The organism is Adhaeribacter aerolatus (assembly GCF_007991635.1).
GTDB classification, from domain to species: Bacteria; Bacteroidota; Bacteroidia; order Cytophagales; family Hymenobacteraceae; genus Adhaeribacter; species Adhaeribacter aerolatus.
Genome location: NZ_BJYS01000031.1, coordinates 63432 through 86144, shown reverse-complemented (window position 1 = coordinate 86144; position 22713 = coordinate 63432). Strand labels below are relative to the sequence as shown.

The following is a 22713-nucleotide window of genomic DNA, read 5'->3' as shown; positions in this document are numbered from 1 at the left end:
GGCTCCGGTATAATCTATAACTAATTATTCTACCACAAACCCATTAAAATATGCCAAATTTCTTACACCAATTTAAATGGCTGCTATCGGCCATATTATTAACCAGTAGTTTGTCCGGGGTTCACGGACAGCAAATGACTGCTTTCCACCGGAACCAGAAGCAAAACAAAACCGCCGGCAAAAAAGAACAGGTAAAATCCCTGGTTTCCATTCTGTCCCAAATAAAAGAGCAGTACCAGGTAAACTTTCATTACGACAGTGATTTGTTAAACCCCAAAGAAGCAGAAGCTTTTGTACTGGAATCTGATAAACAAAACCTGGACCTAGCCCTGGAGCAGTTGTTAAAACCGTTAAAGCTTACTTTTATTAAAGCCGATGTTAATTCGTACATCATTGTGCCCATGCCGACTAGCGTTGCCCAGGAAAAGCCAGTTAATATTAATAATGCCGTTGAGTTAGTGGTTTCGGGAAAGGTTACCGATAAAAAAGGCGAGGCTTTACCGGGGGTAACCGTGCTGCTAAAAGGTACCACGGTTGGTACTGCCACCGGCACCGATGGTACTTTTTCCTTAAAGTTGCCGGACGCCACGGGTACGTTGGTTATTTCTTTTATTGGCTATACCACCCAGGAAGTAGCCGTACCTAAATCGGGTAGTTTAAATATTACCCTGGAAGACGATGCAAAAGCTTTGCAGGAAGTAGTGGTAGTAGGGTATGGTACCCAGTCTAAGCGGAATGTAACGGGAGCGGTAACCAAAGTAGATCTGCAGCAAACCGAAAGCTTTACCAATACCAACGTAGCGCAGGCCATGCGGGGCCGGGTGGCCGGTGTGCAATTTGTAGATAATGGTCGGCCGGGCCAGGGCGGCAATATTGTGGTAAGGGGCAGCCGCTCTTTAACGGCGGGTAATAACCCCTTGGTGGTGCTGGATGGAATTATTTTCGGCGGTAATTTATCCGATATCAACCCGAACGATATTGAATCGATGGAGGTGCTAAAAGATGCGAGTGCCGCTGCCATTTACGGTTCCCGGGCAGCCAATGGCGTAATTTTAATTACTTCTAAAAAAGGTAAAACCGAAAAGCCTAATATCCGCGCCAATACTTTTTATGGCGTATCGGATTGGAGTTATAAAGTTAAATTATTAAGCCCCGAGCGTTATAATCAATTATTACTGGATTGGCGTCAGCAATCCGGACAAACCGCCGATCCGGCCAAAATAGAGGAATATTTACAGGTTTCCGAAGTTGAAAATTACCGGAATAACCGCACCGTGGATCCCTGGGATGCTATCTCGCAGAAAGCCCATATTGCCTCTTACGATTTAAGTATTTCGGGCCGGACCGAAAAAACCAATTATTTTCTTTCAGGCGCTTTTGCCGACGAGAAGGGATTAGTTTTAAACGATAATTTTCAGCGGTTAACGCTTCGTTCTAATATTGAAAACACGATAACCAACTGGCTAACAATTGGTACGCACGCCAATTATATTCGCCGGGACCTTTCGGGTACCGAAGCCAATATTTCCCAGGCCTACAAAACCAGCCCTTACGGCACTTTGTATTACCCCGATGGCACGCCCACCCGTTACATGGTACCGGAAGAAACTTTATCGGAAAACCCAGTTCGTAGGGCCTTCTTAAATCAGAACGAGGAAATATATAATAACCTCTTTGCTAACTTTTATGCCATTCTGAATGCGCCGTTTTTAGAAGGACTCAGCTATCGCGTTAATTTCTCTCCCAATTATCGCTGGAATAACGCCTATGATTTCATAAAACAAGATATAAACCTGGATTTTAACAACACCCAGGCCAGTAAACTGAACCGCCAGGATTATAGCTGGGTTTGGGAAAATATTGTTACGTATAATAAACAGATCAATAGTAACCATGCCTTTGATGTTACCTTATTATACGGCCAAAACCATTCGGAATACGAAAGCACCACGGCCAATGCCAGCCAGCTAGCCAATGCCACCAACGGCTGGAACGATTTAGGCTTGGGTCTTTTACAAACTGTAACTTCCACGGGGCAAGCCGTAGACGGCCTTTCTTCTATGTTCCGGTTAAATTATCGCTTAAAAGATAAGTACCTGGCCACCTTTACCGTTCGCCGGGACGGCAGCTCGGTTTTTGCCAAAAATAACAAATATGCCACTTTCCCTTCGGCCGCCCTTGCCTGGATTGCCTCCGAAGAGCCTTTCCTGCAAAATATTAATTTCATCGATAACCTAAAAGTAAGGCTGTCTTACGGGGCGGTAGGCAACCAGGCCATTTCGCCATACCAATCGCTTAGTTTAGCCAACACCACGCAATACGTTTTCGGGGATGGTGGTTCTACTTCTACGGGCGTGTTCCCGGCCAGCATGGCTAATCCGGATTTAAAATGGGAAACCACTAAAACGGCCAATGCCGCCATCGACTTCGATTTATTTAAAAACCGGCTAGGCGGTACCATCGAAGTTTATAACATGGATACCGAGGATTTAATCGTAAATCGGTTAATTCCAGTGATGACAGGTTTCAGCCGGGTTTATTCAAATTTAGGCGCTACGAATAACAAAGGCGTTGAATTAAGTTTAAATACCTTAAACCTATCGGCCGGAAAATTCGAGTGGTCCAGTAACCTAGCGTTCTCTTCGAACAAAAGCAAAATTGTGCATTTGTATAATTCCGATACCAACGGCGATGGCCGGGAAGACGATGACTTGGGTAATAAATGGATTATTGGCAGACCCGTAAGTGTGGCCTACGATTTTGTATTCGACGGCATTTACCAGGAAGGCGAAGATTTGCCTGCCGGCTATAAACCAGGTTTTGTAAAACTGAAAGATTTAAACAACGACGGTAAAATTGATGCGGCCAACGACCGGGCCGTAATCGGGCAATTAGATCCTAAATATCGCTGGGGCCTGACCAACACCTTTAAATACGGCAATTTTACCCTGACAGCCTTTGTAAATGCCATGACCGGTTGGGTAAGCAGTATCAATAATTTAGATTTTACGGGCAGTTCTTTAGGTCAAAATTATCCGGGTCGCCCGGTAAATATGCTGGATGCTGGTTGGTGGACACCCGATAATAAATCGAATACCCGACCGTCGCTGGTTTATACCAACCCGTTTTTACATAATTATTACGTTAGCCGCGACTTTGTGCGTTTACAGGATGTCTCCGTTGCTTACGCTTTTCCCGAATCAGTTCTGAATACGTTGCGGGTGAATAACCTGCGCCTTTATTTAAGCGGCAAAAACCTGTATACCATCACCAACTGGATTGGGCCGGACCCCGAAAGCGGCTACAACAACCAGAATAACTATTATCCTACCGCCAAAACCTTTACCGTGGGCTTAAATATTGGTTTTTAAGGTTATAGCATATTTTATTAATAAAATAAAAAAGAGATTAAGATGAAAAAATATATAATACAAATAGGATTCCTGGTAGGTTTGCTGGCATTTCAGGCTTGCGAAAACCAACTGGAGGAAATCCCAGTTTCGGACCTTTCCAACGAAGGCGTGCTGAAAGATTCCATTGGTTTTGACGCTTATATTACCGGCTTACACCAGGCTGCCCGCGATGAATTTACTAATACCGACGGCATCAACCATAATTTTAATATGCACTATGGTACCGATATTGCCACCACCGGCAGCGAAACTATTGCGCCTTTCCGGAACCACCAGACTTACCTGACCCCGAACCAGGTGGTGGTTAACTTTTACTGGACCTGGGCCTATCAGAAAATGATTTTACGGGCCAACACCATTATTGAGTACCTGGCCAGACCGGAGGCGGCCGGCTATTATAAAAAAGAAGCCAGCCGCAATGCCGTATTGGCTGAAGCCAGATTCTTCCGGGCTTATGCTTATAATGTTTTGGCTAATTTGTACGGCGGAGTGCCCATCGTGGACCAGGTTTATGCCGTTCCTAAAACCGATTTCGTGCGGAGCTCCCGGAAAGAAGTTTACGAATTTGCTAAAAACGATTTAGAATTTGCTGCCCAATGGTTGCCGGCTACGGTAGACAAAAGTAAAGAAGGTCATATCGTAAGAGCTGCCGCTGATCATTTACTCAGCGAAGTGTATATGAGCCTGGGCGATTATAATAAATCAATAGAAGCTGCTTCGCGGGTCATTAATTCGGGATTATATAATTTAATGACTACGCGCTTTGGCTCCGAGAAAGATAAAGCCGGCGATGTTTTCTCCGATTTGTTCCGCAACGGCAATCAAAACCGGAGTTCGGGTAATCGCGAAAGTATTTATGTGCTGCAGATTGAAGACCAAACGCCGGGTGGCCAGGGAGGAACCGGCGGCAACAATAATTTAAGAGCCTGGGGACCCTTTATTTCTACCCTGAAAGATCCGGCTGGCAAAAATGGCTTTGTGGTTTCGGATAGCCTGGGCCGTGGGGTTGGTTGGGTGCGGCCGAATAATTATTTTAATTATACTATCTGGCAAAATAATTTCACAAATGATATCCGCAATTCCCGGTTTAACATCCGCCGGGCTTATAAATACAACAACAAAGCGTCGGCTTACTTTAACACTACAGTAGAAAAACGCACGAGTAAAATCGATACTTTGTACATGATATATCCTACCATTAGAAAAATTGAGGGCAACGTACCGAAGAGTGGTGATAATTCTACCGGACGCATATTTACCGATTTGTATGTTTACCGCTTAGCCGAAACTTATTTATTGCGGGCCGAGGCCTATTTCAGAAGTGGCAACGCCCAGAAAGCCGCCGAAGATATTAATGTGGTGCGCAGCCGCGCCAATGCCAAACCAGCTTCGCCGGCCGATATGAGTCTGGATTATATTCTGGATGAACGCGCCCGGGAGTTAACCGTGGAAGAACCCCGCCGCCGGACTTTGGTGCGCATGGGGAACCTGGTGGAACGGGTAAGAAAATATAATATCCGGGAAGATTCCCGCACGAGCATTCAGGACAAACACTTGTTTTTTCCGATACCGCAGAGCGCCATTGATGCTAACTTTAGTGTGCAACTGGAACAAAACCCTGGCTATTAAAAATCGCCTTTATGCTGGTTTAAGTTTAGGTAAAATAAGGACCGGTTTAGCATTTTAGAACTGGATAAGCAAGCGCCCTTACCGTGTATTATGCACCAGCAAGTAGCCAGGCAGCGGCTTTAGAATTGGCGGTGATAATACCATAGCCATCAGGTTAAGCGCAACATTGTATTGCCCGGGTGCTTTAGCCCCGGGTTTTAAGAAATATTCCGTACCCCTGACTAAAGTCAGGGGCAAATTAAAGCCAGGCGATTGGACAAAGGTGCGTGTAGTGGTTGCTATGGTATAAGCTTAAACCAGCACAAATAAAGTTTAAAAACACTTTAACCAACTGAAATTTAAATGACATCCAACAGACGAGAATTTATAAAAAATAGTAGCAAACTGGTTGCTGGCAGTTTATTATTGCCAACCGTAGGCGCTGCCTTTGCCCAACCCATAAAACAATTAGCACCCAAAAAAATATTCCTGAAATCGGCTTGGGCTACTTCAAATATTGGGGATATAGGCCATACGCCCGGCACCTTACGGATTTTAGAAGAACATTACCCGGAGGCCGAAGTAACCTTGTGGCCATCTGTTGTGAACGCCGAGGTAGAAGCCATGTTGCGCAAACGCTTTCCCAAAGTAAGAATTGTAAAAGGCAACTTGCAACAAGGGGAGGGGGAACCCTATAATCCGGTAATATTAAAAGAATTCCAAGACACCGATTTATTCATCTATAACTCCGGTATGCACTTTAACTTCGGTTTGTTTAATTACGACTGGAACAGCAAAATAGGCTTGGTAACGCAATTTTTACTTTGCCAGGAACTAGGTAAACCTTACGGACTCTACGGCCATTCTTTCGATAAATTTGCGGAACCCAGCCCCATTATTTTCCGGCAGGTATTAAATAAAGCCGCTTTTATTTATTGCCGCGATTCTGCCTCCTTGGTTTATTTAAAAGAACATGGGGTAAAAGCGCCTATAATGGAATTTGGCCCGGATGGCTGCTTTGGTATTGACACGCTGGACGAACCAAAAGGCCTAGCTTATTTAAAAGCGAACGGGTTAAAAGAAAAAGAATTCTTAACGGTTATTATCCGGAGCCACACGCCAAAGCCTAATACATCGCCCGATACCAAAGACAAGCTTAATCCGCCACAAGCCACCCCGGAGCAAAAAGCCCAGGACCAGGTAAGGTTTGAGAAGATGAACGCCCTGATTACCGCCTGGGTGCGGCAAACCCGCAAGAAGGTATTAATTGCACCCGAAGTTTTTAAAGAAATGGCGGCCGCTAAAACCATGGTGTTCGACCAACAACCAGCCGATGTGCAAAAATATATTGTAGTCCGGGATACTTTCTGGAATGCCGATGAAGCTTTATCGGTCTACAAGAGGGCGCATACGGTAGTGGGCATGGAGCCACACTCCCTGATTATGGCCTTAGCCGTGGGTGTGCCGGTAATCCATACTTGTCCGTTTACCTATGGCAAAAAAGGCTGGATGTTTAAAGATATTGGCTTAGGCGACTGGCTATTCGATATTGATAAAGCGCCCAAAGAAGATATTATTAACACGTTGCTGGCCATTCATAAAGATTATAAAGCCACGCGGCAAAAAGCATTCCAGGGTATGGCCTTTGTAAAACAACGGCAGCAAGATACGGTGCAAACCATTCGCAAGGTAGTGGTATAAATTTCAGGCTATTTAAGTAAAATATTCTATTATATGAACCGCAGAAAATTCATAGAAAATGCCGGGCTGTTCTCAGTAGCAGCCTTATTTACGCCTATTATCTTAAAAGCTACCGGTAAAGAAAATCCGACTATTCTGATTGTTTCGGGCTGGCAGGATGTAAATATTGGCGACATTGCGCATACGCCCGGTTTAATTGCCCTGCTAAAAAAGCGTTTGCCCAAAGCCCGGTTAATCTTGTGGAAGCGGAGTAAAAGCCAGCTCGTAGAAGACCTGATGCATAAGCATTATCCGGAACTCCGGATAATTAACGGCAAGTTTGATACTGATAACGAGGTTAAAAGAGCTTACCAGGAAGCAGACTTTTTTATTCACGGTTCCGGGCCTTCCGTTATTGCAGCTGATTTTCTGGCCTCCTGGCACAAAGAAACCCAAAAGCCTTTCGGTATTTTCGGAGTAACCATTGGCGACGTTTCCGCTTCGTTAAAAAATACCTTGCAGCAGGCGGCTTTTATATTTACCCGCGAAACCGCTTCGATAGAAGTATTGAAAAAAGCCGGATTAGCCGGTTCGCACATAGCTTTTGCGCCGGATGCTACTTTTGTTTTGGCCATTCACGATGAACCAAAAGCAAAGCAATTTATGCAGGCGAACAAACTGGAGCAACGCAAATTTATTTGTGTAATACCCCGCCTGCGCCGCACCCCTTATTATAAAATTAAACCCAATAATGCCGGCTGGTCCGAAAAAACAATTAGGGAAGTAAACGAGCTGAACGATAAATACAAAGAGATCGACCACGCCAAGTTGCGGGAAGCTATGGTTGCCTGGGTGCGGAAAACTAAAAACAAAGTAGTGGTGTGCCCCGAAATGACTTACCAGGTAGATATTATGGATGAACTGTTAATTAATCCATTGCCCGCCGATGTAAAACCCTATATCGTAAAGCACGGCTACTGGCTCCCCGACGAAGCTGCTTCTTTATACGCCCGGGCTACCGCCGTGCTCAGTTTCGAGTGCCATTCGCCAATAATAGCGGCGGCAAACGGCACTCCCAGCTTTTACCTCCGACAGCCAGAAGATACCATTAAAGGCCAAATGTATTACGATCTGGGTTTAAAAGATTGGACTTTTGAAATAAACGAAACCACCGGCCAGCAAATTACAGAACGCCTGATGCAGGTTCAGGGCAATTATAAAGCGGCGCTTAATAATGTAAAAAATGCCGTAGCCAAAGTAGATAAACAATACGATTTAGCCCTTCAGGTATTAACCGAAAAATTTAATATTGTGTAATCAAGAATTTAACTCACCCTTAAAGTTGGGCCGGTACATTTAAGTACAGATTTTTTAAGATGATAAATTCTTAATGAATGAGATTTTAAATTAATACAATGATAATATTTAAATGTATTTAAATTTTTAAAAATACAGCAACTTTGAACAAAATTATATCTCTTATTAGGATAAATAATTCAATAATGTAAAAGCATCCGGTATGGTGCCTTTATTGATTATTCTAATTAAAAAATTATATTAGCAATCAGAATATTTTCCATACAATCTTCATTGGTTCCTTTATTCTCAATGGCAGTAAATCTCAAAAACTTTACGGATGAACAATTACTGGTTTTCTTAAAAGAGAATAATGAGTTTGCCTTTGATGAAATTTATAACCGCTACTGGGCCACCTTATTTAGTCAGGCTTATAAAAGATTAGCCAATAAAGAAAATACAGAAGAGTTGCTCCAGGATTTATTTACGAAGTTGTGGATTAACCGACATCAAATTACAGTAACCAGTTCTTTAGGTGCTTACTTAGCTGTGTCTGTAAAATATTTAGTTTTAAATCAAGTTGCAAAAGAAGCAGTAAGAACGCGGTTTGCGGTGGCGCAAAAGCAAGCATTGGTAGCCCATACTAACTTAACAGAAGAAACCATTATTTCGCAGGAATTAGAAGGTTTGGTGGCGCAGGAAGTAGCGAAATTAGCGCCAAAATGTAAATCTGTATTTGTTTTAAGCCGCTTTAATCAGTATTCAAATAAAGAAATTGCGCAGGAATTAAATATTTCTGAAAAGACCGTTGAAAATCAAATTACCAAAGCTATTAAGCTTTTAAGAACTGGTTTAAAAGAATCCCTCACTTCAGTAATTATTTTGCTGAGTTCCCTGGTTTAGCGCCATTTTATCTGCATTGAAGAATCATATTATTTATTGATTCTTTCTTCTATTTGGTTTAATCAAACCATTTTTCAAAAAATATTTTAAAATATTATAAAACAGCGTAGGGGGTAAGCACGACTTACCTGACTTACTAATAGACGTGCCCACGCACGGCCTTTAATTTTGGGGATGAGAAAAGATATTTCGAGCGAACTTATAAAAAAATATTTAGCAGGTAACTGCTCCGAAACGGAAAAAAGAATAGTGGATGATTGGTTTGCCGGCTTTGAGCAGGCAGAAGATTTTATCAGCGATTTGCCGGATAAAGAGCAGGAACAACTAAAAAGTAACCTGTTAGCCCAGATAAAAAGCAATATTCAGGAAGCCGGGATTAACCAGGTTGCTATACCTGAAGCAAAAGTATTGAAGCTACCAGTTACAGAAAAGCCAAACAAAATTGCTTTTTATGCTTCTAAAATAGCGGCTATATTGGTGTTAGCCTGCGGACTGGCATTTATGGGTTATAAATATTGGGCGGAGCAAAAATCTGGTAGCACCGTTACAGCAGCAACAGTTTTCAGCAATAATCAAAAGCAGATAAAAAAAATAATGCTGCCAGATGGCAGCAAGATATGGTTACAGGAAAACAGCAGTTTGGCAGTAGCCGATAACTTTGGCCAGATAAAAAGAGCGGTAACCTTAACCGGCGAAGCTTTTTTTGAAGTGGCTAAAGATACAAACCGGCCTTTTGTAATTAAAACGAATGGTGTAATTACCCGCGTGTTAGGTACTAGTTTTAATATTAAAGCGTATGAAAAGGACCCTAACGTAGAGGTTCAGGTAGTTACGGGCAAGGTTTCGGTATTTAAAACCGAAAGCTTAAATACCAAATCAAACGCAGTAGACAATTCGGAAAATGCAACTAAGGCCGTAGTTTTAGTGCCTAATCAAAAAGCAACTTTTGTAAAAAGTACGCATAATTTGGTTAAAAATAAAGTGGCCGCGCATGAGCTTAAAACAGTGTTTTCTAAAGCTTCACTTTCCTTTGAAAATACCGCTATCGGGCAAGCCATTCAAATGCTTAATGCGCGGTTTAATGCCAATATTAAGCTTTCCAACGAAGATTTAAATAATTGTTCTATCTACGGCGATTTTACCAACCAGAATTTACCCGAAATATTGGAAATAATCTGTAATTCTATTGAAGCCGAATATACATTATACAAAGATGAAATAATTATTACCGGTGCCGGCTGCCCTTTAAATAAACCTTTACCTTAAATAAAAAAGCATGGATAAATAAATACGCTTCCATATTTTCTGAAAAAAGAATAGGCGTGTTGCGACCACGCCTATTCTTACAAAACCCGCTTCTTAGCGCTATGAAAACGCTAGGCCAGATTTCTACTGTCTTATTTTTCACGAAAACAAAACACACAAATGTATGAACATTAACCTGAATTCCTATCCGGATATTGGTAAAATCATGAAGGTAACCCTTACGCAATTATTAGCAATTGTTTTATTTGCCAGCCTCGTACAGGCCAGCGATATAAAAGCACAGGCTATCTTAAACAAATCGGTTAGCCTGAATATTTCTAATACCAGTTTAAGTACAGTTTTAGCCCAAATAGAAAAGCAAACGGCGGTTAAATTTGTTTATAGCCGGGAGTTTATAAACAGCGATAAACTGGTATCCATTAAAACCAATAACAAGAATTTAAGGAAAGTATTGGATGATTTATTAAAGCCACTAAATATTACTTATGAAGTGGTAAATGGCCAGATTTCGCTGCGCCGGAAATTGGTTATCCCAGCTACTTCTGAAGCTGTTAATTCTGAGGTACTTAATACTGCAACCCCGCAAGATTCGCCCATAACCGGAAGGGTAAGCGACGAAAAAGGGGAGCCGCTGCCAGGCGTAACCGTGGTGCTTAAAGGTTCTAATAGTGGTACTACCACGGGCCCTAACGGTACTTATGCTTTAACCATGCCGCAGGCAACAGGTACACTCATATTTTCTTACATTGGTTTTATTACCCGCGAGGTGGCTGTTTCGGCCGGACAAACTACCGTGAACGTAACGCTGCAGGTAGACGCGAAAAACCTGGAGGAAGTAGTGGTGGTGGGCTATGGTACCCAAAAGAAAGAAAACCTGACAGGTGCGGTTTCTACCATTAATAGTAAAGAAATTGAAAGCCGCCCGGTATCCAGCGTTGCCATGGCTTTGCAAGGATTATCGCCAGGTTTAGCCATAACCCGGGCCACCGGTCAACCCGGCGATGAGGGCGTGGGGTTACAAATTCGCGGGGCTACCTCTGCCAACGGCAACGTAGAACCACTGTTAGTTGTCGATGGCGTATCGAGCCCCGGCGTAACGTTGCAAACCCTCAACCCCAATGATATTGCCAGTATTACGGTGTTAAAAGATGCAGCAGCGGCCGCTATTTACGGTGCGCAAGCCGCGGGTGGCGTTATTCTGGTTACTTCTAAAAAAGGAGCTGCCGGAAAAACCATATTTGAATATTCATCAATTGTGGGCGCCGATTGGGCTTTAAATGTGCCCGAAAGAATGTCTACCTGGGAAGAACTGGAAAATAATAACCTCGCCCGATTAAATTCCGGTGCTGCTGCGGCCCATAGCGCCGAAACCATTCAGATATTAAAAGAAGGCACCATGGAATACCGGATTAATCCGAACGATACTACCCGCTATCAATATTTTGGCAGTAAAAGCATTGTTGATCAAATGTTGCGGAAATATTCTATGATGCAAACCCACAATATATCGGCTAGGGGCGGTACCGAAAAACTCAACTTTCTGGTTTCGATGGGATTTTACGACAAGCAGGGTGTTTTTAAAGTAGGACCAGATAAAAATGAACGCTATAACGCCCGGCTAAACCTGGGAACCCAGCTTACCAAACACCTTTCCCTCGATACCCGGTTAACGTATACGTTGCAAAAACAGGAAGCTCCCTCGGTTAGTACCAACGGCAACGGGCTTTTATTGTATAATATTTACCGTTATTCCAGCATTAATCCTTTGCTAACACCCGATGGCCGCTATAACACCACATCTGGCGCAACGGCTTACGCCATTATGGATGCCGGTGGCTACAACAACTATAACCGCAATTTTTTTGATGGGGTTTTTACCGCCAGAGTAGCCGATGTGGTTAAAGGTTTAGAAATAAGGGGAATTTACGGCGTGCAATACCGGCGCGGCGATCGGGATCTTTTCCGGCGCACCGTACAAAGGTGGTACCGTACCGCTCCCGGCGATATTATTAACCCTTCCAACTCTTATAATGTAACCCAGGATTTAACCCAAAACAACAACCTGCAGTTTCTGGTAGATTATAATTACGAGCTGGGTACAAACCACAAGTTTCATATTCTGGGCGGTTACCAGTGGGAAGATAGCCGTTTCGAAGAACTCTCTACGGGCGTTACGGCTATGGTCAGTAACGATTTGCCGGCGTTGGGCTTAGGCGACGAAACCACCAAAACGAACAACCAGCGCATTAATACCTACGCTTTTCAATCTTATTTCGGGCGTTTTAATTATAGCTTCGCCGATAAATATTTATTTGAAGGAACCCTGCGGGTAGATGAAAGCTCCCGGCTGGCTCCCGGTTTAAGAACAAAAGTTTTCCCTTCGCTTTCTGCCGGCTGGAACTTGCACCGCGAATCTTGGTTTTCCTTACCGGTTATTTCGGAGTTAAAATTCAGGGGTTCCTGGGGTACTTTAGGCGCAGCCTCCGGCATTGGTCTTTACGATTATTTAGCACTAATGAGCCGAAACGCTAATTTGGTACTGGGTTCGCCGGAAGTTAAAACCACTTATTTTGCCCAAACCGTAGTTCCTTCTGCGAATCTTTCCTGGGAAACCATCGAAACCAGTAATGCCGGCATTGACCTGGGATTTTTCCAGAATAAAATTCAGGCGAGTTTCGATTATTATATCAAGTATAATCGCAATATGCTGACAGCCGTTCAGTTGCCGGCTACTTTTGGCACCGGCACACCCCGCATAAATAACGGCGAACTAAAATCGTGGGGTTGGGAAACGGAACTGAGATACCGCGATAAAATCGGCGAAAATTTATTGTTTTCGGTGGCTTTAAACGTGTCCGATAACCAGAACGAACTGATTAATTTTTCCGGTCGCCGGGTTATCTCGGCTGGTACAGTCGGAACCCTGGAAGGCTACCCCATTAACTCCATTTGGGGCTACAAGACCGATGGTTATTTTGCCACGAACGACGAAGTGAAAACCTGGGCTTTCCAGGATAGCCGTACTGCGGCCGGCGATGTTAAATATTTAGATTTAAACGGCGATAAACGAATAACTGTTGGTTCCGGCAGCGTCGAAGACCACGGTGATCTGGTTTACCAGGGCACCACGCAGCCTCGGTATTTGTTTGGGGTAAACCTGAATACCCAATGGAAGAACTTCGATTTTACCGCTTTTTTCCAGGGCGTTGGCAAACGTAATTTCCTGCCCACCCGCCAAGCCTTAGACGGCAATATTGCCACTTTCTACCAGGCTTTAGCCATTCACCGCGATTACTGGACGCCTGAGAACCCGGATGCCTTGTTTCCCCGGCCGTTTATAAATGCCACCCATAATTTCCTCACGTCCGATAAATGGATACTGGATGGTAGCTATATCCGGTTAAAAAATATTCAACTCGGCTATACCTTACCCCAGCTTTTGGTTAGTAAAGTTAAAATAGCGCGGGCCCGGATTTATTTCACCGGTCAGGATTTGCTTACCTTTTCTGGTTTAGGCAAGTTTCAGGGCTACTTCGACCCCGAACAGCGCGATGGCGTAGCCGCCGATTACCCCTTCTTTGCCACGGGCGCCTTGGGTATAAATATTACTTTCTAAAGAGACTGTTCATCTTTTATAAGCATAAACATGAAAACTACCATATTTAAAATACCCCTCATTATTTTATCTTTTTGCTTTTTGGGCTGCGAGGTAGAACGCATACCCGAAACCCAGATCAGTGACCTTTCTTTCTGGAAATCCGAGAACGATATAAAAGCGGCTACGAATTATTTATACACCTTTCTGCCAGGATTTACCCGCGACGAAGTTTGGTCTGATAATGCTTTTGGTGTTTCTCCTGACCCTATCAGCGATGGTACCCGTTTAGCGCCGGCCACGGCTACTGATTATTCTACGCCCTACCAATTAATCAGGGCCGCAAATAATATTTTAGAGAAAGTACCGCCAGCGCCGGTTACCGACGATATTAAAAACCGGTACCTGGCCGAAGCCAGATTTTTCCGAGCTTTCGCTTATGTACAATTAGTGCAGAAGTACGGCAGCGTGCCGCTTATTCTTAAAACCCTGCAAGAAGATTCGCCGGAGTTAAGCGAAGGCGCCGCTCCCCGACAGGCAATCATGGATCAAATTTATGAAGACCTGGACTATGCTGCAGTTAATTTACCAAGCTTTAGTAGTTTGGGCGGAGCCGGTTACGGCAGGGTTTCTAAAACGGCCGCGTTAGCTTTAAAAGCCAGAATTGCGCTTTTTGAAGGTACGCGTGCTAAATTTCACAACGATGGCGACCCGGTAAAACACCTGACCATTGCCGTTAGTGCCTCTAAAGAAGTAATGGACAGTAAGCAACATAGCTTGTACCCGAGCTACGCCAGTCTTTTTCAATACGCCGGCGAAGGCTTTCAGAACAAAGAGAATATTCTGGTAAAACAATATGGTACCGCGCCATCTAATTTAGTGCTGAACCATAATTTCTCCGAAAACTTGTATACCGGTGGCGCTAACCCTACCAAGAGCCTCGTAGATAGCTATTTAATGAAAGATGGTTTGCCTTTTACCAAATCGCCGTTGTATAAAAAGCCCAACACCTCTGTCGAAGTTTTTACCAACCGGGATGAACGATTAGCTGCTTCAGTATTTAGGCAAGGCGAGCCCTACAATACCGGTGCTACTTTTAATACGCCATTAAATTATCACAAAACCGGGTTTGGGCCGAAGAAATATTTCAACGCGACAGATTTTACCACCCGCCAGGCTTTGCTGGATTTGGTGCTGATCCGGTATGCCGAAGTTTTGTTAATAAACGCCGAAGCCCAGTTTGAATTAAACGAAAATATTTCGGATGAAAACCTGGATTTGACCATTAATTTACTGCGTAACCGGGCCAAAATAGCCAAATTAACCAACGCCTTTGTCCAGGAAAATGAACTGAATATGCGGGAGGAAATCCGGCGGGAGCGCCGGGTGGAGTTGGCTCTGGAAAATATGCGGTACTGGGATTTGATTCGTTGGAAAACCGCCGAAACTGAATTGCCCAAAACAGTGCTGGGAAATTATTTTTTCAGTGCCGAATTTGGCGTGCAAACCCCCGTCGTGGTGAACGCAGAAGGTTTTATCATCGCGCACAATGCCTCGTTCCGGCGTTTCGATCCAAAAAGAGATTATTTGTGGCCTATTCCGGTTAATGAATTAGGTCTGAATCCGGCTTTAAAGCAGAATCCGGGATGGTAGCCTTACTTGGTAGCTGTACCTTGGTATTTCATCAAAGCTAAAATTTAATCAATACTAATTAGGGTTACTTAGGTTTATGCTGCTCCTTAAAATTGAATATTTATAATCAGGCATTGCTTTAAATTAAAAATGAAAATATTTAAAAGAAACTTAACCGCCGGCATCATCTTGCCGGTGGTATCTTTTTTTGCCGGCACCCAAGTTGCAACGGCTCAAAAATTTGTATTACCCGTGCTGCCGGATACCCAGGTAGAAGTGCGGGCTAGACCCGAGATGTTTTACAGCCAGTTAAACTGGCTGGTGCAGAAGAAAGATTCTTTAAAAATGCCCATGGTGCTGCATGTCGGCGATATTGTTGATTATGATAATATTACGCATTACGAAACGGCCAGCAAAGGTTTTAAAATATTAGACAGTGCCCGGGTAGGTTATGCCTTGGCCGTGGGTAACCACGATACCGAGGCCGTAGGTGTAAACAGCGGCAGCGCGGCTCCGGGTAATGTAAACCAGAACTTACGTAAAACCACCAAATTCAACTCGTACTTTCCGGTTAGCCGTTTTACCATGCAAAAGGGGCGGTACGAAGAGAATAAAAGCGATAATGCCTTTTATACGTTTAAAGCCGGTAAATTAAAATGGCTGGTATTAACCTTAGAGTTTTGCGCCCGCCAGGGTCCGGTAGATTGGGCCAACAAAATAATTGCGGCCAACCCCAAGCACAACGTTATTATTTTAACCCATTTCCATCTGAATTCAAAAGGAGAAATTAACCAAAATAATGCCGGCTACGGCGACTTAACCACGCAAGCCATTTATGATAAAATGATCCGGAAGCATAAAAACGTCCGGATGGTTTTAAGCGGGCACGTGGTAACTTCGGCTACCCGCGTAGACAAAGGCGAACACGGTAATAATATTTACCAAATATTGCAAAACTATCAATCCATAGACTCCGGTGGGGGCTACATCCGGTTGTTGGAAATAGACCGCAAAGCCAAAACCATTTCGGGCAAGATGTATTCGCCGTACTACAAAACCGAGAAAAACGATGCTTCTAAATTTACCTTTACGAATGTGGATTTTTTAGGCAAAAAATAACGACTTGATGGCTGCTTATAAGCATGTGACTGCATGAATACTTGCTTGCTCAGAAACTTACAAGTAGAGCGGGTAAACCAAGTGTGAGTAATAGCTATTACTTATGTTCCCATGGCAAAAGAATTTAAGTATCTACCAACTATAATTGATAACAACAGCCGCTCCGGTAAGCGGTGGTAAAGCATGGTAAGCCTGAGATCGTGAATAGCGACCAAGCAATCAGTTCACTTGTAATGAGTAAATAAATTACCTGAAAAGTGCGTCTGCCTGTATCAGTATGGATGGCAAAGCACTTTATAATATTTATATCGAAAGATGATGGCGAAAATAGAATGCCAGCATATTTATGTAAGCCCGGCTTCGGACGGTGTAATATCTTACCAAGGTATTAGCCGCTAGATGGATAAATATAACCATAGCCTCACCAGGACATCAACATAAGAACGAAAAGTTACGGCTGCGGGAAATAATTATATACCATTGCGGCTAAGCGGGTACTACGCTACGGCATTATCTACTCCCAGCAACTCACGCACCAAATCCTGATAAGGCTCCTCATAAATAAGCTCCCCTTTAAGCAGGAATTTATGCGTATCCAGGAGCACATCATAAATAGGCAAATGAATATGCTTGGGTATTTTATAGATGCGCTCGTCGCGTTTATCGAAGGGGGTGGGTATTTTGGCGTTAAAGAGGTAGGGAATTAATATTTTAGAACAGCTCAGGGCAATGCGGTGGATTTGGTGCTGGGCAAAATATTCCTGCAGGCGTTCGTTGATATTCTCGAAAAACTCCAATGTTTCACCGAGGCGTACGCGGGAGCCGGCCCGGGACTTGCCTTTGGTTTTCAGGTGTTTTATCTGGCTTTTGCCTTGTTTCATGCGCACCATGTAGGCCCTAAAAACCTTGTGGTGCAGGTTAACGCCGTTCTCAAAATACCCCATAGCACAGCTACCCGACTGAATCAGAAGAACAATATAATTTACCTGATTTGCTGCCCCAGCGGTTATTGGGGATGGGAGCGTAATGGGTAGCCGGAAATACACCAGGTCGTTCTGGTGTTGGTCCTGAATAATTACCCGGTGCTTCTCCTGATCATAGACCCAGGGATGGGCACTTTGCTGGATCTGCCGGACTAAACGGAAGGAATCTTCGCGCGAAAGAAAGCGGTTCATGCGGTTTCCTCTTTTTCGTTGCCCAGAATAAATCCGTACGGCTGCAGTTGGGGTATTTCGTCAAAAATCACTTTCAGGATGGCGAACAAGGGTACAAATAGAATCATGCCGGGCACGCCCCAAAGCAAGTTACCCAATAAAATAACCATAATGGTAGCCAACGGATTTAGTTTAACCCGCGAGCCGGTAATATACGGCGTAAGCAAGTTGGCTTCGAGCAGTTGGGTAACCATAAAAAACAGCAATATCAAAACCGGGTACCACATCGAATCCTTTACCAGGAAAGCAAAAGCAATGGGTAAGGCAATGCCCAAAAAAGACCCGAAATAAGGTACAATGCGCAACAGGGCCGTGATTAAAGCAAACAAAATAGCATGTTCCATGCCGATAGCCCAGAAACCCAGCGCGTAAACAACGGCTAAAATAGAAATAACGGTAAAAGTGCCTTTGAGATAATCGTGCACAATGCGGGTAATCCGGAAAAGTATAACCTTTGATTCTTTATGATCGTGAAACCAGTTTACCTTAATGAAAAAGCTGCGGATACGGTGCCGGTAAACGAGCAAAAAGAAGGTATAGGTAAGCACTATAAATACCACCACCAACAGATAAAGGCTTTGCACCAGAAAGTTTTTTAACGCTTTGCCGATGGCTTTAAAAATATCCGGCTTTTTCTCTGCTATAATGGCTTCCTGCTCATACGCCGATATATTGGTGGTTTGGAAAAGCAGCCACTGGAGCCGCTCGGTTTTTTCTTTTATTTTCCCTTCTAATTCGGGCAAATCGGCTTGCAGGTCTTCTATTTTTTCATAGACTACTACGCTTACCAAACCCATTACCGTTAGCAGGAGTAGAATGGCCAGCAACGCCGCCTTTGATTTTTCCAGGCCATAGTGCTGCAGCTTTTTAGCCATTGGGTACAGCAGCATCGCAAAAAAAATAGCAACAGCCACCGGAATAAGAAACAACTGCCCCAGGTAAAGCATCACCGACACCAAAAATACCGACAGCAGTATTTTATTAAGTTGCCCTAGATTTATCCGTTCTGTGTTCATCTGTAAAGAAAACTTAACGGAAAATCCGGAGGGATGTTTTTACCGGTTTAAACCGCCCGCACGCATTTTCCGGGCAAGTTAAGACCTAATCCGAACGGGTCAAAAGTGCCGGAGCTGGCGCCGTTGAACAGATTACAGCGGATATTCGTTCTGCAGCCTGATAGTACCAGCCTGGAACAAATATATTAACCGGGCATAAAGCAGGGTTAATAATGCAGTTAATGCCCGCCTTACTGCGGCTGCGAATCGAACCGGGTTAGTGTTTTAACTTCTTTTACGCGCTTATTCAGTCTTAAAACCCGTTCTACTTCCTGTATATCTTTGGTAATATCTATCAGGGAGCGCACCAGGCCAATTTGAATATTATTCCGGAAATCCGGATTGGGGCAGATGCGGATGGCGCTTTCCGGACAAATATCTAATCTAAATTTAATCTGGCCGGTTAGTTCGTGCAAATAGGGCAGGAGGGTTAAGTTGCAGTAAGTAACCTTCTCCGCATTTTCAGATAAGATGCCAACTGCGTTCCGGTGATTATTCTGCAGGATAAAATACTTGAAGTGTTCCAGCGAAATATTATTGGTGCTTTTCATTTCATTAAAGTACCAGCTAATTATTTCTGTTGCAAATAATTCAATAAAAATTCGATAATATTGAAAATATTACTAATAAAATTAATATTAATTAAAATAGAGGTGGTAAAAAGCGTATTGTTTGACAAAATTTCAGTACGAAATCAGGTGTTTTATTATGGCTTTTCATTTAATATAGGCTAAACCTTTGTTTTAATTCTTAAGACGGCTATAAATAAACAGAATATTTGTTGTTGTAAGATTCTAGCCATTGAGAAATAGCCGGTTATACAAGCATCTGAATCAGGTAGTATTTTAGCTGGAAGCATTTAAGCGGGAAAATTAACCTAAATGCAAATACAGGAATTATTTAGTATCCCTGCTGCCAATTAATTGCAGATAAACCAAAAGGTTTTTATATATCCGGACCCAATCAGGTTGACTTTTAACATAAACGTAACATTCGCCGGGTTAACTTAACGTATTCATAACACGGGCTTAATTTTGAGGTAAAATAGCGGGTTTAGTTTTGCACCGAGACTAAAACCAATGTTGCATGAAAGCTATTTTATTGTTTCTCACCTTTTTAACCGGTGCTATTTCTGCTTTTGCCCAGCAAGGCACTTTATCCGGTAAAGTAAAAGACAAAACCACCGGCGAACCCATTATTGGCGCTACGGTAGCCATTACCAACACCTCGCAGGGTGCTACCACTAATGTTGAGGGGAATTATACCATTTCACTGGCACCCGGTACTTATAAAGTATCGGTTACTTATGTTTCTTACAAACCCCAGGTATTTGAGCAGGTGCAAGTAAGCGCCGGCCAACCGACTAACCTGAATATTACCCTGGAAGAAGCAGCCACTACCCTGGAAGCGGTAACTGTTACCGCCGCCCGCCAAACCAATACCGAAGTAGCTTTAATAAGTGAATTAAAGAGCAGCAACGTGGTGGTAAGCGGTATGTCGGCGGAGCAGATTGTGCGGGCCCAGGACCGCGATGCGGCCGAAGTGGTAAAACGCATCCCCGGTATTACCATTATGGATAACCGCTTTATTGTGGTGCGCGGCTTAAGCGAACGCTATAACTCGGTAATGCTGAACGATGCTTTATCGCCCAGCTCCGAAGTAGATGTACGCGCTTTCTCTTTTGATATTTTACCTACCAGCGTTATCGATCGGGTATTAATCTATAAATCGCCGGCGCCGGAGTTGCCGGGCGATTTTGCCGGCGGCGCTATAAAAATATACACCAAGAATACCGTTAACCAGAATGCCACCACCTTTGGTTTTTCTACTTCTTACCGGGGTGGCACCACCTTCGAAGACTTTAATACTTACGCGGGCAGCAAAACCGATTTTCTTGGTTTCGACAACGGTACCAGAAAACTTCCGGCCAGCTTCCCCACTATATCAGCTTTTCAGAATAATTCTTCCAATGCCCAGAAAGCCCAACTCGGAAAGCAATTACCAAATATCTGGAAAATTAATACCATTGCCGCAGCGCCGGATTTGCGTTTAAATTTTGGGATGAACCGTTTGTTCCGGTTAGGCGATAAAAAGTTAAGCAGCATTACGGCCCTTTCGTATACCAATTCCCGGCAGAACTTATTTATTACCCGCAACAATTATACCCGGTACGTGCCGGAGCGGGGCAAAGAGGTAAACTGGTCGTACCAGGATGATTTATCGAGCCAGACCGCCCGCGTAGGTTTGCTGCAGAACTTCTCTTTAAGTTTAAACCCCAGAAGCAAACTCGAATTCCGCAATTTATTTAACCAAATCGGGATAGAAGAAGCCACCATCCGGACCGGTCAGCAACGCGATTATTTTAACGAAGAAGAGAAAAACTACTTTTTAAGGTACGAGAGCCGCAGCATCTTTACGAGCCAGTTGCAGGGCACGCATACCTCGGGCAACGATAAGAATATTTTTACCTGGAACACCGGCTTTAACTACATTGGCCGCCAGGAACCAGATTTAAGACGCGTTAGAACTACCCGCGAAGTAGGCAGCGAAGGCCCTTACGAACCGGTAATTCCTACCGCTTCCAGTTCCGCCGCCAACGCCGGCCGCTTTTACTCCGATTTGTCCGAAAAAGGATTTATTGCAAGTGGGGAACTGGAGCACATCTTTGGTGCGCCGGACTCCACAGAAACCGAAAATAATCTGCGCCTGAAAGTTGGTTTCTACGGCGAAAGGAAAGACCGAGCTTTTAACAGCCGTTACTTCGGGTATATTTTCCCGTTTGGCAGCACCGCCGACCGCGAAGCCGTTACCCGGCAGCCATTGGAACAGACTTTTGCCCCAGCAAACCTGGATGCGGAAAACGGTATTATCCTGGATGAGCTTACCCGGGTAAACGACCGCTACAGCGCGGCTAATACCTTGGGGGCGGGTTATTTCTCGCTCGCAAAAAAAATAAATAACTTTAATCTGTACGGCGGCTTGCGTGGCGAATACAATTACCGGCAACTAACCGCCGAAGATTTTTCGGGCAATGCCAATGTAAACGACCCGCAGTTCTACCTGTTGCCCTCACTTAACACCGCTTATAATTTTAACGATCGCTCGTTGCTGCGTTTAGCTTACGGCATGACCATTAACCGGCCGGAGTTCCGGGAGCAGGCCAGCTTCAGCTTCTACGACTTCATCGAGAATGCTTCTATCCGGGGTAACAGCGCCCTTAAAACCGCTACGGTACATAACCTGGATATGCGTTATGAGTTTTACCCGAGCCCGTCCGAGTTATTATCGGTAGGTGTGTTTTACAAAAAGTTCTTTAACCCCATCGAAACCATTATTCAGTCGGGTTCCGGTTCTACGCCTATCTACAGTTTTGCCAATGCCGCCGAAGCCACCAACGTGGGAGTTGAAGCAGAAGTGCGGAAATCATTGCGCGATATTTCGGAGAAAGAATTTATCCAAAACCACTCGCTGGTATTAAACGCTTCTTACATCCATAGCCGGGTAGATTTAGGCGCCAATGCCGACGTAGCCTTGCAGGACCGCAAAAGAGCTTTGATGGGACAATCGCCTTATATTTTAAACGGTGGTTTGTACTACCAGAACGACGACAATGGCTGGCAGTATGCTTTGTTATACAACGTATTGGGTAAGCGCATTTACCGGGTAGGTTCCGCCGATACCAACCCCACCGTTTACGAAATGCCCCGCAACGTAATTGACTTCAGCGTTACCAAAAGCTTCCAAAACGGCATTCAGTTAAAAGCCGGTGTGCAGGATATTTTCAACCAAAGCTTCCGGTTTATGCAAGATACGGACCAGAACGGCAAAATTACTGGCTTCGACGATCCCATCCGCAATTTTAACAGAGGAACCTATACCACGCTGGGCATCAACTACAATTTCTAACACACACCAAAACAAATTTTTTAAAA

At 43.9% G+C, this 22713-nt stretch carries 13 protein-coding genes; 10 read left to right on the top strand and 3 right to left on the bottom strand.

The window, feature by feature from the left end; translation table 11 throughout:
* Positions 1 to 50 precede the first annotated feature (50 nt).
* The 9 genes from AAE02nite_RS19080 to AAE02nite_RS19040 all read left to right on the top strand — a co-directional run bounded on the left by AAE02nite_RS19080 (position 51) and on the right by AAE02nite_RS19040 (position 16512).
* Positions 51 to 3371 carry a SusC/RagA family TonB-linked outer membrane protein gene (locus AAE02nite_RS19080; RefSeq protein ID WP_146901522.1) on the top strand — a complete coding sequence of 1107 codons (3321 nt, stop codon included), beginning with the start codon at positions 51 to 53 and terminating at the stop codon, positions 3369 to 3371.
* 42 nt (positions 3372 to 3413) lie between these two features.
* Positions 3414 to 5042 (top strand): RagB/SusD family nutrient uptake outer membrane protein, encoded by a 1629-nt coding sequence (locus AAE02nite_RS19075; RefSeq protein ID WP_146901519.1) that lies wholly within the window; start codon positions 3414 to 3416, stop codon positions 5040 to 5042.
* Positions 5043 to 5384: 342 nt separating this feature from the next.
* Positions 5385 to 6722 carry a polysaccharide pyruvyl transferase family protein gene (locus AAE02nite_RS19070; protein WP_146901515.1) on the top strand — a complete coding sequence of 446 codons (1338 nt, stop codon included), beginning with the start codon at positions 5385 to 5387 and terminating at the stop codon, positions 6720 to 6722.
* A 33-nt stretch (positions 6723 to 6755) separates the two neighbouring features.
* Positions 6756 to 8018, top strand: a complete 1263-nt coding sequence (locus AAE02nite_RS19065) for a polysaccharide pyruvyl transferase family protein (RefSeq protein ID WP_146901512.1) — start codon at positions 6756 to 6758, stop codon at positions 8016 to 8018.
* Between the two features lie 291 nt (positions 8019 to 8309).
* Entirely contained in the window at positions 8310 to 8900 is a 591-nt protein-coding gene (locus AAE02nite_RS19060; protein ID WP_146901509.1) for an RNA polymerase sigma factor, read from the top strand.
* A 174-nt stretch (positions 8901 to 9074) separates the two neighbouring features.
* Entirely contained in the window at positions 9075 to 10166 is a 1092-nt protein-coding gene (locus AAE02nite_RS19055; RefSeq protein WP_146901507.1) for a FecR family protein, read from the top strand.
* 163 nt (positions 10167 to 10329) lie between these two features.
* Positions 10330 to 13782, top strand: a complete 3453-nt coding sequence (locus AAE02nite_RS19050) for a TonB-dependent receptor (protein WP_246151157.1) — start codon at positions 10330 to 10332, stop codon at positions 13780 to 13782.
* A 30-nt stretch (positions 13783 to 13812) separates the two neighbouring features.
* Entirely contained in the window at positions 13813 to 15414 is a 1602-nt protein-coding gene (locus AAE02nite_RS19045) for a RagB/SusD family nutrient uptake outer membrane protein (protein ID WP_146901504.1), read from the top strand.
* Between the two features lie 129 nt (positions 15415 to 15543).
* The gene (locus AAE02nite_RS19040; RefSeq protein WP_146901501.1) at positions 15544 to 16512 is read left to right on the top strand and encodes a metallophosphoesterase; all 969 of its coding nucleotides are present in this window, start codon (positions 15544 to 15546) and stop codon (positions 16510 to 16512) included.
* Between the two features lie 497 nt (positions 16513 to 17009).
* On the opposite strand, the gene AAE02nite_RS19035 is transcribed toward AAE02nite_RS19040, so the two are convergent.
* The 3 genes from AAE02nite_RS19035 to AAE02nite_RS19025 form a co-directional block, all read right to left on the bottom strand.
* The gene (locus tag AAE02nite_RS19035; protein WP_146901498.1) at positions 17010 to 17687 is read right to left on the bottom strand and encodes a VLRF1 family release factor; all 678 of its coding nucleotides are present in this window, start codon (positions 17685 to 17687) and stop codon (positions 17010 to 17012) included.
* Positions 17684 to 18742 (bottom strand): AI-2E family transporter, encoded by a 1059-nt coding sequence (locus tag AAE02nite_RS19030; RefSeq protein ID WP_146901495.1) that lies wholly within the window; start codon positions 18740 to 18742, stop codon positions 17684 to 17686. The genes AAE02nite_RS19035 and AAE02nite_RS19030 overlap by 4 nt, the downstream gene beginning before the upstream one ends.
* A 230-nt stretch (positions 18743 to 18972) precedes the next feature.
* Positions 18973 to 19332, bottom strand: a complete 360-nt coding sequence (locus AAE02nite_RS19025; RefSeq protein ID WP_146901491.1) for a hypothetical protein — start codon at positions 19330 to 19332, stop codon at positions 18973 to 18975.
* 535 nt (positions 19333 to 19867) lie between these two features.
* Here AAE02nite_RS19025 and AAE02nite_RS19020 point away from each other — a divergent pair.
* Positions 19868 to 22687, top strand: a complete 2820-nt coding sequence (locus tag AAE02nite_RS19020) for a TonB-dependent receptor (protein ID WP_146901488.1) — start codon at positions 19868 to 19870, stop codon at positions 22685 to 22687.
* Positions 22688 to 22713 lie beyond the last annotated feature (26 nt).

What these genes read in the sequence shown, in the direction of transcription:
- AAE02nite_RS19035 (WP_146901498.1), bottom strand. Translation starts at nt 17,687, where the DNA reads ATGAACCGCTTTCTTTCGCGCGAAGATTCCTTCCGTTTAGTCCGGCAG.
- AAE02nite_RS19070 (WP_146901515.1), top strand. Translation starts at nt 5,385, where the DNA reads ATGACATCCAACAGACGAGAATTTATAAAAAATAGTAGCAAACTGGTT.
- AAE02nite_RS19045 (WP_146901504.1), top strand. Translation starts at nt 13,813, where the DNA reads ATGAAAACTACCATATTTAAAATACCCCTCATTATTTTATCTTTTTGC.
- AAE02nite_RS19080 (WP_146901522.1), top strand. Translation starts at nt 51, where the DNA reads ATGCCAAATTTCTTACACCAATTTAAATGGCTGCTATCGGCCATATTA.
- AAE02nite_RS19065 (WP_146901512.1), top strand. Translation starts at nt 6,756, where the DNA reads ATGAACCGCAGAAAATTCATAGAAAATGCCGGGCTGTTCTCAGTAGCA.
- AAE02nite_RS19055 (WP_146901507.1), top strand. Translation starts at nt 9,075, where the DNA reads ATGAGAAAAGATATTTCGAGCGAACTTATAAAAAAATATTTAGCAGGT.
- AAE02nite_RS19075 (WP_146901519.1), top strand. Translation starts at nt 3,414, where the DNA reads ATGAAAAAATATATAATACAAATAGGATTCCTGGTAGGTTTGCTGGCA.
- AAE02nite_RS19020 (WP_146901488.1), top strand. Translation starts at nt 19,868, where the DNA reads ATGAAAGCTATTTTATTGTTTCTCACCTTTTTAACCGGTGCTATTTCT.
- AAE02nite_RS19050 (WP_246151157.1), top strand. Translation starts at nt 10,330, where the DNA reads ATGAACATTAACCTGAATTCCTATCCGGATATTGGTAAAATCATGAAG.
- AAE02nite_RS19025 (WP_146901491.1), bottom strand. Translation starts at nt 19,332, where the DNA reads ATGAAAAGCACCAATAATATTTCGCTGGAACACTTCAAGTATTTTATC.
- AAE02nite_RS19060 (WP_146901509.1), top strand. Translation starts at nt 8,310, where the DNA reads ATGGCAGTAAATCTCAAAAACTTTACGGATGAACAATTACTGGTTTTC.
- AAE02nite_RS19030 (WP_146901495.1), bottom strand. Translation starts at nt 18,742, where the DNA reads ATGAACACAGAACGGATAAATCTAGGGCAACTTAATAAAATACTGCTG.
- AAE02nite_RS19040 (WP_146901501.1), top strand. Translation starts at nt 15,544, where the DNA reads ATGAAAATATTTAAAAGAAACTTAACCGCCGGCATCATCTTGCCGGTG.